Annotated in this window: 10 protein-coding genes; 9 read left to right on the forward strand and 1 reads right to left on the reverse strand. The window is 74.0% G+C overall.

All coding sequences use genetic code 11. From position 1 onward, the window contains the following. Positions 1 to 29: 29 nt before the first annotated feature. A complete protein-coding gene (locus tag ACNHYB_RS05790) occupies positions 30 to 626 on the reverse strand; it encodes a nucleotidyltransferase family protein (protein ID WP_418277453.1) in 597 nt (198 codons plus the stop codon). Positions 627 to 670: 44 nt separating this feature from the next. On the opposite strand from ACNHYB_RS05790, the gene ACNHYB_RS05795 reads away from it, so the two are divergent. The 9 genes from ACNHYB_RS05795 to ACNHYB_RS05835 all read left to right on the forward strand — a co-directional run bounded on the left by ACNHYB_RS05795 (position 671) and on the right by ACNHYB_RS05835 (position 11164). Then, complete coding sequence (locus ACNHYB_RS05795) at positions 671 to 1798, forward strand: XdhC family protein (protein WP_418277455.1); 1128 nt, start codon at positions 671 to 673, stop codon at positions 1796 to 1798. Further along, positions 1795 to 3153 carry an 8-oxoguanine deaminase gene (locus ACNHYB_RS05800; protein WP_418277456.1) on the forward strand — a complete coding sequence of 453 codons (1359 nt, stop codon included), beginning with the start codon at positions 1795 to 1797 and terminating at the stop codon, positions 3151 to 3153. The genes ACNHYB_RS05795 and ACNHYB_RS05800 overlap by 4 nt, the downstream gene beginning before the upstream one ends. Positions 3154 to 3155: 2 nt before the next feature. Then, complete coding sequence (locus ACNHYB_RS05805) at positions 3156 to 4025, forward strand: FAD binding domain-containing protein (protein WP_418277458.1); 870 nt, start codon at positions 3156 to 3158, stop codon at positions 4023 to 4025. Continuing rightward, a complete protein-coding gene (locus ACNHYB_RS05810) occupies positions 4022 to 6694 on the forward strand; it encodes a molybdopterin-dependent oxidoreductase (protein ID WP_418277459.1) in 2673 nt (890 codons plus the stop codon). Before ACNHYB_RS05805 ends, ACNHYB_RS05810 begins: the two co-directional genes overlap by 4 nt. Before the next feature lie 182 nt (positions 6695 to 6876). Then, positions 6877 to 7989 (forward strand): ABC transporter substrate-binding protein, encoded by a 1113-nt coding sequence (locus ACNHYB_RS05815; RefSeq protein WP_418277461.1) that lies wholly within the window; start codon positions 6877 to 6879, stop codon positions 7987 to 7989. An 8-nt stretch (positions 7990 to 7997) separates the two neighbouring features. Further along, the gene (locus ACNHYB_RS05820; protein ID WP_418277462.1) at positions 7998 to 8849 is read left to right on the forward strand and encodes an ABC transporter ATP-binding protein; all 852 of its coding nucleotides are present in this window, start codon (positions 7998 to 8000) and stop codon (positions 8847 to 8849) included. Next, the gene (locus ACNHYB_RS05825) at positions 8849 to 9658 is read left to right on the forward strand and encodes an ABC transporter permease (RefSeq protein ID WP_418277463.1); all 810 of its coding nucleotides are present in this window, start codon (positions 8849 to 8851) and stop codon (positions 9656 to 9658) included. The genes ACNHYB_RS05820 and ACNHYB_RS05825 overlap by 1 nt, the downstream gene beginning before the upstream one ends. Then, positions 9655 to 10458, forward strand: a complete 804-nt coding sequence (locus tag ACNHYB_RS05830) for an ABC transporter permease (RefSeq protein WP_418277464.1) — start codon at positions 9655 to 9657, stop codon at positions 10456 to 10458. The genes ACNHYB_RS05825 and ACNHYB_RS05830 overlap by 4 nt, the downstream gene beginning before the upstream one ends. Before the next feature lie 118 nt (positions 10459 to 10576). Beyond that, on the forward strand, positions 10577 to 11164 hold the full coding sequence (locus tag ACNHYB_RS05835) for a TetR/AcrR family transcriptional regulator (RefSeq protein ID WP_418277465.1): 588 nt from the start codon (positions 10577 to 10579) through the stop codon (positions 11162 to 11164).

The following is an 11164-nucleotide window of genomic DNA, read 5'->3' on the forward strand; positions in this document are numbered from 1 at the left end:
TCGGCGTCCCTGCGAGCTACGCACGAGGGTCAGCGGTCGACGTCGTCGCCCGACCACAGGTCGCCGCACTCGACGTCGAGGGCGCCGTGGGCTGCCAGGTAGCGCCCGGCGCCGGTGTCGCCGCGGAGCGTCGCGCGCAGCTCGTCCCAGTGGTCCCGGCCGATCAGCACGGGGTGGCCGGGGCGTCCGTCGTAGACCGCCCGGGCGAGGAGGCGCGAGGGCGCACCCCCGGTCGAGTGCGCGGCTTCGAGCACGCGGACCACGGCGGACGGCGGCGCCTCCGGGGTGTCGACCGGGGTGACGACGAGGGCGTCGGGAGGAGCGGGCAGCGCGGCGGCGGCGACCAGCCCGGCCCGCAGCGAGGCCGACAGCCCGTCGGCCCAGTCGGGAACGCTCACCACGACGGCGGACGACGGCACGAGCGCGGCGACCACCTGGCCGCGGGCCCCGGCGGTGACGAGCACGACGTCGCACCCGGCGGCCCGCAGCATCCCGGCGGCGCGCTGCACCCACGGCTCCCCCGCCGTGGTGCGCGCGAGCCCCTTGGGGCCGCCGAACCGTGTGCCCGCGCCGGCCGCGAGCACCAGCCCTCCGAGCCGCACCGGCGGCCTGTTCCCTGGCGTCATGTGTGCGTAGTCTGCCCGAAACACGACCGGCCTACGTTAAGCCCATGCTTCAGATGGCGCTCGACCTCCTGCCGCTGCTGCGGTCGGGCGTGCCGGTCGCCGCGGTGACGATCACGCAGGTCGGCTCCAGCGCGCCGCGGGGCGTCGGCGCCGCGATGGCCGTCACCGGGGACGGCGCGGTCATCGGGTCGATCTCCGGCGGCTGCGTGGAGGGCGAGGCCGTGGTGCTCGGCCGGCTCGCCGCCGCGACCGGTGAGGCCCGCACCGCGCGGTTCGGGTTCGACGACGCCACCGCCCACGCCGCGGGCCTCGCCTGCGGCGGGCAGATCGACGTGGTGGCGCACCGCCTCGACCCGGACGACGCCGTCACCGTGCGGGCGCTGGAGGACGTCGCCGCCGACCGGGCCACCGCCGTCGGCGTCGTCACCTCCGGGCCGCACGCCGGCCGGGTCGTGCCGGCACCTGCCGCCGCGCCCGGCGACCCGACCGACCGGAGCGTGCTCCTGCCCGCCGCCCACGACGGCGCCGACCTGCTCGTGCTCCGGTACGCCCCGCGCCCCCGGCTGATCCTGCTCGGCGCGGGTGAGCACGCCGCCGCCCTGTGCCGCCTCGGCGCCGCCGCCGGGTACGCCGTGACCGTCTGCGACACCTGGGAGACGCTGGTCACGGCCGCGCGCTTCCCTGCCGCCGACCGGCTCGTCGTCGCCCTGCCGCACGAGTACCTCGCCTCGCTCGACGGCGCCGACACCGACGCCCGCACCGCGGTGTGCGTCCTCACCCACGACGAGCGCCTCGACGTCCCCGCGATCCGTACGGCGCTGTCGATGCCCGTGGGGTTCGTCGGCGCGCTGGGCGCCCGCAGCACCGTCGCGCACCGCGCCACCCTGCTGCGCGCCGCCGGGGTGGGCGAGGTCGACCTCGCCCGCCTGCACTCCCCCCTCGGTCTCGACCTGCGCGGCACCACGCCGGAGGAGACCGCCCTGTCGGTGCTCGCGGAGATCGTGGCCTCCCGCCACGGCGGGTCGGGCGTGCCGCTGCGGGAGACGTCGGGGCGGATCCACCGCGAGGTCGGCACGACGACACGCCCCACCGGCTCGACCAGCTCGACCAGCTCGACCACCGGTACCAGCACGCGCACCGGCACCACCTGCACGCGAGGAGCACGGCCATGACCCGTACCGTCATCGAGAACGGCCACGTCGCCACCGTCGACGCCGCCGGCACCGAGCACCCCGGCGGTCACGTCGTCGTCGAGGACGGCGTCGTCACCGCCGTCGGGCCGGGCCGGGCGCCGGAGCACCTGCGCGCCGGGGCCGAGGTCGTGGACGCGAGCGGCGCCCTGGTCACTCCGGGCCTGATCAACACCCACCACCATCTCTACCAGTGGTTGACGCGCGGTTACGCCCAGGACTCCATCCTGTTCGACTGGCTGACCTCGCTGTACCCGCTGTGGTCGCGCATCGACGCGGGGCTCACCGGCGCGGGCGCCGCCGGTGCGATGGCGGTGCTCGCCCGGTCGGGATGCACCACCGTCGGCGACCACCACTACGTGTTCCCCCAGGGGTCGGGCGACATCGTCGGCGCGCTCGTGGAGTCGGCCGCGACGGTCGGGGTGCGGCTGCACGCCACGCGCGGGTCGATGGACCTGGGGCAGTCCCAGGGCGGGCTGCCGCCGGACTTCGCCGTGGAGACCACGGGCGCGGCGCTCAAGGCGTCGCAGGAGGCCGTCGAGACGTACCACGACGCCTCGCGCACCTCGATGGTGCGCGTCGCGATCGCCCCCTGCTCGCCGTTCTCGGTGACCAAGGACCTGCTGCGCGAGGCCGCCGAGCTCGCCCGTTCCCTCGACGTCCGCCTGCACACGCACGCCTCGGAGACGGTCGAGGAGGACGCCTACTGCGCCGAGCACTTCGGCATGTCGCCCACCCAGTACCTGGAGGAGCTCGGCTGGCTCGGCGACGACGTCTGGATGGCGCACGGCGTCCACCTCGACGACGTGGCGATCGCCCGCTACGCCGCCACCGGCACGGGGGTGGCGCACTGCCCGTCGTCGAACGCGCGCCTCGCGGCGGGCATCGCGCCGGTGCGGGACCTGCTCGACGCGGGCGTGCCGGTCGGGCTCGGGGTCGACGGTGCGGCGTCGAACGAGTCCGGCCAGCTCGGCATCGAGATCCGCGAGTCCGTGCTCATGAACCGGCTGCGCACCGGCGCGGACTCGATGAGCGTGCGCGACGCCCTGCGGGTCGCCACGATCGGCGGCGCCCGTGTGCTCGGCCGCCACGAGGAGATCGGCTCCCTGGAGGTCGGCAAGCTCGCCGACATCGCCGTCTGGCAGGTCGACGGGGTCGAGCACGCCGGGATCCTCGACCCTGTCGCGGCGCTCGGTCTGGGCGCGCTGCCCCCGCTGAAGCGGCTCTACGTGGGCGGCCGCGCCGTCGTCGAGGACGCCTGCCTCGTGACCGCCGACGAGCGGGCGCTCGCCCGCGGTGTCGCGGACGCCTCGCGCGAGCTGGCCGAACGGCTCTGAGCATGGACGTCACCTCCGTGACGGGATTCCGCCGGGCGCGCACGCGCGCCGACCTCGCCCTCGCCCCCGGGGAGACCCTGCTGGGCGGCGGCACCTGGTTGATGAGCGAGCCGCAGCCGGGCACCACCGGGTTCGTCGACCTCACCACGCTCGGCTGGCCCGACCTCGAGGTCTCCCCCGACGGCCTGCGCATCGGCGCGACGTGCCCGATCGCGACGCTGCGCGCCTGGGCCGAGGGCCGCGGCGACGTCGCCGTGCCGGACGGCTGGACGGCGGTCGCGATGGTCCCCGACGCCGTCGACGCGCTCCTGGCGTCCTTCAAGATCTGGCACACCGCCACCGTGGGCGGCAACGTGTGCCGCGCGTTCCCGGCGGCGGCGATGGTCTCGCTCGCCGTCGCGCTCGACGGCGTGGCCGAGATCTGGACGCCCGACGGCGGCACCCGCCGCACGCCCGTGGAGCGGCTCGTCACCGGCAACGGCACCACCGACCTGGCCCGCGGCGAGGTGCTGCGAGCGATCGACCTGCCCGCCGCGGCGCTGCGCTCCCACGCCGCGCTCGCCAAGATCGCGCTCGCGGAGCTGGGCCGGTCGGGCGCCGTCGTCACCGGCCGGCTCGACCCCGACGGCGCCTGCGCGTTCGCGGTCACGGCCGCCGTCGTGCGTCCCGTCGTCCTGCGCTACGACGCCCTGCCCGACGCCGCGACGCTGGCCGCCGACGTCGACGCCGCCCCCGGCTACTACACCGACCCCCTCGGTGCCGCGGACTGGCGGCGCGGGGTGAGCGCCGTGCTCGCGACGCGCCTGCGCGCGGACCTGGCGGGCACGGCGACGGGCACCGCCACGGGCACCGTCACGAAGGACCACGCATGAAGATCGACGTCAACGGCACCACCCACGACACCGACCCGCGCCCCGGCCAGTGCCTGCGCACGCTGCTGCGCGAGCACGGGCACACCGAGGTCAAGAAGGGTTGCGACGCGGGCGACTGCGGAGCCTGCGCCGTCGTCCTCGACGGCAAGCCCGTGCACTCGTGCATCGTCCCGGCGCTGCGCGCCGACGGTGCCTCGGTGACGACGGCCGCGGGGCTCGCGCCCGGCGACGACCTGCACCCCGTGCAGGAGGCCCTGGTGCGCGAGTTCGGGTTCCAGTGCGGCTTCTGCGCCCCCGGGATGAGCGTCACGGCGTCGTGCCTCACCCCCGAGGATCTGCCGCGCCTCGACAAGCGGCTCAAGGGCAGCCTGTGCCGGTGCACCGGCTACCGGCCGATCCGCACGGCCATCCGGTCCGTGCTCGACGACGGCGCCCCGGACGCCGCGGCGGCCTGCGGCGGGCACGACGACGGGCACGGGGTGGGCCGCTCGGTCACGCCGGAACCTGCCCGCCGCGTGGTGCAGGGCCGCGAGCCGTTCACGTTCGACACCCCGCTGGCCACCAGCGCACTGGTGCTGCGGGTGCTCGGCTCGCCGCACGCCCACGCCCGCGTCACCGGGATCGACGCTCGCGCCGCCCGCGCGCTGCCCGGCGTCGTCGCCGTCCTGACGCACGAGGACGCCCCGCAGAAGCGGTTCTCCACCGGACGGCACGAGCACCGCACCGACGACCCCGACGACACGCGCGTGCTCGACGACGTCGTCCGCTTCGTCGGGCAGCGCGTCGCCGCCGTCGTCGCCGAGACCGCCGAGGCCGCCGACGCCGCGCTGCGCCTGGTCGACGTCACCTACGACGTCCTGCCCGCCGTCCTCGACCCCGAGGAAGCGAGGCGGCCCGGCGCGCCGCTGATCCACCCTGACCGCACCCCCGCCGACCGCGTCGCCGAAGCAGGCCGCAACGTCCTGGCGAGCCTGCACGAAGGCCGCGGCGGCGACGTCGACGCCGCGCTCGCGGCCAGTGCTGCCATCGTCAGCGGCACCTGGCACACCGGCCGCGTGGCCCACGCCCAGCTCGAGACGCACGGCGCCATCGGCTGGCTCGACGACGACGGACGCCTCGTGCTGCGCTCCAGCACGCAGGTGCCGTTCCTCGCCCGCAACGAGCTCGCGCACCTGTTCGACCTCCCGCGCGACCGCGTGCGGGTGCACGCCGCGCGGCTCGGCGGCGGGTTCGGCGGCAAGCAGGAGCTGTTCGTCGAGGACCTCGTGGCTCTCGCGGTGCTGCGCACCGGGCGGCCGGTGGCCTACGAGTTCGCGCGCACCGACGAGTTCCGGCGGGCGGCGCTGCGCCACCCGTTCCGCGTGGCGGTGTCGCTCGGCGCCGACCCGGACGGCCGGCTCACGGCGATGAAGGTCGACGTGCTGAGCAACACCGGCGCGTACGGCAACCACGGCATCGGGGTGATGTTCCACTCGGTCGCGGAGTCGATCAACGTCTACAACTGCCCGGTCAAGCGGGTCGACGCCGAGGTCGTGTACACCAACACGGTGCCGTCGGGGGCGTTCCGCGGGTACGGGCTGGGGCAGGTGATCCTCGGCGTCGAGTCGGCGATGGACATGCTGGCCGAGGAGCTCGGGATCGACCCGTTCGAGCTGCGGCGCCGCAACGCGGTGCGCGACGGCGACGCGCTGCTCACCGTGCACGACGAGCCCGAGCCCGACCTGCGGTGGGGAAGCTACGGGCTCGACCAGTGCCTCGACCTGGCGCAGGGCGCGCTGCGCCGCGGCAACGGCGTCGAGGCCCCGCAGGGTTGGCTGAGCGGTGAGGGCATGGCGATCTCCCTGATCGCCGGGGCCGCACCGGGCGGGCACCACGCGCACGCCTCGGCAACCCTGCGCGCCGACGGCACCTACGTGCTCGCCGTGGGGACGGCGGAGTTCGGCAACGGGACGTCCACCGTGTTCCGCCAGATCGCGGCGACCGTGCTGGGCGCGCCACCGGAGAAGGTGGAGCTGCGCACCGCGGACACCGACCTCGTCGACCACGACACGGGAGCGTTCGCGTCGGCCGGGACCGTCGTCGCCGGCAAGGCGCTGACGAGCGCGTGCACGGCGCTGCGCGACCTGCTCGCCGACGGCGCCGCCGTCGGGCCGGAGGGCCTCACCACCCACGGGTACGACGACGGCAAGGAACGCAGCATGGCGTTCAACGTGCACGCGGTGCGGGTGGCCGTCGACGCCGAGACCGGGTCGGTGCGGGTGCTGCAGTCCGTGCAGGCGGCCGACGCCGGGTTCGTCATGAACCCGGCCCAGTGCCGCGGGCAGGTCGAGGGCGGTGCCGCGCAAGGGCTGGGCAGCGCGCTGTACGAGGAGGTGCTGCTGGGGCCGGACGGCGCGGTGCAGAACCCGGTGTTCCGCACCTACCGGGTGCCGCAGTCGGCCGACGTGCCGGACACCGAGGTGTACTTCGCGGACACGCACGACACCATCGGGCCGTTCGGTGCGAAGTCGATGAGCGAGTCGCCGTACAACCCCGTGGCCCCCGCGATCGGCAACGCCATCGCTCGGGCGCTCGGACGCCGACCGTTCCGCCAGCCGTTCACCCGCGAGCGCGTGTGGCGGCTCGCGCAGAAACAGCCCGCGCCGGGCTCAGCACCGACCCCCTCCTGAGGAACGGGCAAAGCAGCCTCCCCATGCTGACGCCCCGGCGACGTCGACGCCGTCGTGCACCACTCGAGCACGGGTGAAGTGATCACTTAACTCCGCCGAAACGCTGGGACGCTAGGCCTGAAACCTCGGCTCCCTACGTTGCGGTACGTCCCATCACCAGACGTTCGAGCGGAGCCCCACCCATGGCAGTCCACAGCAGGTCCTCGCGCCGAGCCCGCCTCAGCGCCCTCGGCGCATCGGTCGCCGCGTCCGCCCTCCTCCTGACCGCGTGCGCCAGCGAGGAACCCACCGCCGCTGGCGGCGACGACGCCGAGGCGTCGTACGGCGAGATCAGCGTGCAGTACTCCTGGATCAAGAACGAGGAGTTCGCGGGCGAGTTCTACGCGTACGACAAGGGCTACTACGACGAGGCGGGGTTCGACGACGTCCTGGGCATCTCCGGCCCGGACACCGGCGTCGCGAAGCTGCTGTCGGGCACCGTGGAGGTCGCCCTGTCCGACGCCGCCTCGATCGGCGCGGCCATCGCCGAGCAGGAGGCCCCGCTGAAGATCATCGGCGCCACCTTCCAGAAGAACCCGTTCACCATCCTGTCGCTGGCCGACGGCGGCAACATCGCCTCGCCGCAGGACCTGGTCGGCAAGACCATCGGCGTGCAGGACTCCAACGCCTCGGTGTTCGCCGCCCTGCTGCGCGCCAACGGCATCGACGAGGGCGACGTGACCGTGGTCCCCGTGGACTTCGACCCCACGCCGCTGATGAACGGTGAGGTCGACGGCTTCATGGCCTACCTCACCAACGAGGCCCTCACGGTCGAGCTCGCCGGCTACGACGTCACCAACCTCGCCTACGCGGAGAACGGCGTGCCCTACGTCGCCGAGACGTTCAGCGTCACCGACGAGTACCTCGCCGAGAACCGCGAGCTGCTCAAGGCGTTCCTGACCGCCGAGATCAAGGGCTGGAGCCACGTGTTCACCGAGCCCGCCGAGGACACGGTCGCCCTGGTCGAGGAGCACTACAACGCTGCCGCCGCCGAGTCGGAGGAAGGGCTGGAGGCCGTGTTCGGCGCCCTCGACCCCGAGAAGACGCAGAGGGGCCTGGCGGCCGAGAAGCTGCTGATCTCCACCGAGGAGACCGAGGCGAACGGCCTGTTCACCATCTCCGAGGAGCTGCAGCAGCAGACCGTCGACTCCCTGGCCGCCGCCGGCTGGGAGGTCACCACCGACCAGCTCTTCGACACCTCGATCATCGACGAGATCTACGCCGAGTCGCCCGAGCTCGTCGACTACCTCCCCTGAGGGAACCCATGACCCACGACACCACGTCGGACGTCGCCGCCCCGGGGTCGTCGCAGGAGACTGCGCCGACCCCGGGCGGTACCGGCATCAGCATCGACGGCCTGACCAAGACCTTTCCCACGGGTCGCGGCAAGAGCGTGACCGCGCTGGCCGACGCCCACCTGCACACCGACCAGGGTTCCTTCCTGGCCCTGCTCGGCCCGTCCGGCTGCGGCAAGTCCACGATCCTGCGCGTCCTGGCCGACCTCGAGCAGCCGACGTCCGGCACCGTGCTCGTCGACGGCAAGACGCCCGCGCAGCTGCGCCGCGACTCCGAGCTCGGCATCGCCTTCCAGGACCACGCGCTGCTGCCCTGGCGCAGCGTGCTGTCCAACATCCGCTTCGTGTTCGAGGTCGCCGGCCGCAAGGTCGACAAGGCCTACGTCGACGAGCTGATCGAGCTCGTGGGGCTGTCCGGGTTCGAGAAGGCCAAGCCCGCCCAGCTCTCCGGTGGCATGCGTCAACGCGTCTCGATCGCCCGCGCCCTGGCTCTCAAGCCCTCGGTGCTGCTGCTCGACGAGCCCTTCGGCGCGCTGGACGACATGACCCGCCAGAACCTCAACCTGGAGCTGCTGCGCATCTGGACCGAGAAGCCGGCCACGACGCTGCTGGTCACGCACGGCATCTCCGAGGCCATCTTCCTCGCCGACCGCGTCGCGGTGATGTCCCCGCGGCCAGGCCGCATCAAGGAGATCATCGAGGTCGACCTGCCCCGGCCCCGCACCCCCGAGATGATGCGCACCCCCGAGTTCCACGCGCTGGTGGACCGCGCCTCGGAGCTGCTGTTCGGCACGGACGGCCGCGCCGCGGCGGAGGCCTGATGCGCGGGCGCACCTCGGTCCCCACCTGGCTCGCCGGACTCGTCGGCGCCGTCGCCCTGGTGGCGGCGTGGTGGGTGTTCTCCGCCACCGTCTTCCAGCCGCCGCCGGGCACCACGTTCACCCCGGTCCCGTCCCCGCTGGTCGTCGCGCAGACGCTGGTCTCCGACGGCCTGGCACCGTACTGGACGGTGTTCCAGGTGACCATCACCGAGGCGCTCGTCGGCTTCGCGTGGGGCAACGCCATCGCCCTGCTGCTGGCCGCGACCGTGCTGCTGGCACCGCGCATCGAACCCGTGGTCATGCAGATCGCGGTCGTGAGCTACTGCCTGCCCGTGGTCGCCGTCGGCGGCATCGCGATCGTGGTGCTCGGAGGCGCCGAACGGCCCGGGGACCCCAGCAGCACCGCGATCTTCCTCGCCGCGCTGGCCGTGTTCTTCACCACCGTCGTCGGGGCGCTGCTCGGCTTCAAGTCCGCCGACCGCGCCAGCCTCGACGTCGTGCACGTGTACGGCGGCTCCCGGTTCACCCAGCTGCGCAAGGTTCGCCTCGTGGCCGCGACGCCCGCGATCCTCAACGCGCTACAGATCGCCGTGCCGTCGGCGTTCCTCGGTGCCGTGCTCGGCGAGTACATGGGCGGCATCGACCGGGGCGTCGGCATCACCCTCATCCGGCTCCAGGGCGAGCTCGACTCGCCCCGCGTGTGGGCCGTGTTCCTGCTGACCGCCGCCGTCGCCCTCATCGGGTACGGCGTCGTCGGACTCCTGTCACGACTGGCCACCCCCTGGGTGGCGGGACGGAGCACCGCATGACCGCCGGCTCCTGGCGCCCCGTCGGACGGGCCGTGGTCAACGCGGCCCTCACGTTCGTCATCGTCCTCGCCCTGTGGTGGGCGGTCGTGCACCTCACCGGCATCTCGCCGTACGTCGCCAAGGGCCCGGCGGACGTCTGGTCGTTCCTCGTGACCGCCGAGGACGCCGCGACGAACCGTGCCGAGCTGGTGCCGCTGCTCGTGCGGACCCTGCAGGACGCCGCGCTCGGCTTCGTCGTCGGCATGGTCGTCGCCGGGGCGCTGGCGGTCGCCTTCTCCCTGTCGCGGACGATCGAGGCAGGCGTCATGCCGCTGGCGCTGCTGCTGCGCTCCATCCCGCTGGTGTCGATCGCCCCGGTGATCATCCTCATCACGGGGCGCGGCACGCAGGCGTCCGTCGCCGTCATCGGCTCGATCGTCGTGCTGTTCCCCGCGCTCGCCTCGATCCTGTTCGGCCTGGGCCGCGCCAGCGTGCAGAGCCTCGACCTGGTGCACGTCTACGGCGGCTCCCGTCTGACCGCGATGCGCAAGGTCAACGTGCCCGGCGCCCTGCCGGCGCTGTTCGCGGCCGCCCGCGTCTCGGTGCCGGGCGCCGTCACGGGGGCCCTGCTCGCCGAGTGGCTGTCCACGGGCCAGGGCATCGGCGGCTCGATCGTGAAGTTCACCGCGTCGGCCAAGTTCGACGACCTGTGGGCGAGCGTCGCCCTCATCACGGTGATCACGCTGCTGCTGTACAACGTGGTCCAGGTCGTCGAGAACGCCGTGCTCGCCCGGATGGCGATGACCTCGGCGCAGCGCTGAGGGACGACCGGCCGGGTCTCGGGGGATCCCCGGCCGGTCGTCGGCCCACGAGGGCCGCCCAGACGATACCCCAATCTGACATGTGTCAGTTAATGCTGAGCGGTGCCATCATGTGCCCATGGACGCCCGCCAGCAGCGCACCCGGACGCACCTGAGGTCCGCGATCCTCGACCTCGCCGCGCTCCGGCCGGTCGGCGGCCTCTCCGTCGCCGAGGTCGCGCGCGCCGCGGGCATCACCCGCGACACCTTCTACCGCCACTGCACGGGCCCGGTGGAGCTGCTCGCCGGAGTGCTCGCCGAGGAGCTCGACCGTATCGAGCTGGGACCCGGCGGGAGCGCCGACGAGTTCCTCGACGCGGTCACCCGGCTGCTGGAGCACGTCGCGACCCACGCGCCGGTCTACCAGGGCGCCCTCCTGCGGAGCACCGAGGGCGCGATCCGCGACGTCCTGCACGACGTCGTGGCCGAACGCCTCGACGCCTTCCTCCGCGCGGTCCCCGACGCGCTGCCCCACGTCCCGGCAGGGCTGCCCGACGACGACGCGACGCGCGCCGTGGTGGTCGCGTACTGCGCCGCCGGCACCGTCGCGGCGATCACCGTCTGGCTGCACCGCGACGCCGACCGGTCCGAGATCCCCGGCATGGCCCGGACGATCCTCGCGGCCGGACCACGGTGGTGGCTCCGGGAGTCCGGCGCGTCCGCCTGA

The organism is Isoptericola jiangsuensis (assembly GCF_048320105.1).
In the GTDB taxonomy this organism is placed as follows: domain Bacteria; phylum Actinomycetota; class Actinomycetes; order Actinomycetales; family Cellulomonadaceae; genus Isoptericola; species Isoptericola jiangsuensis_A.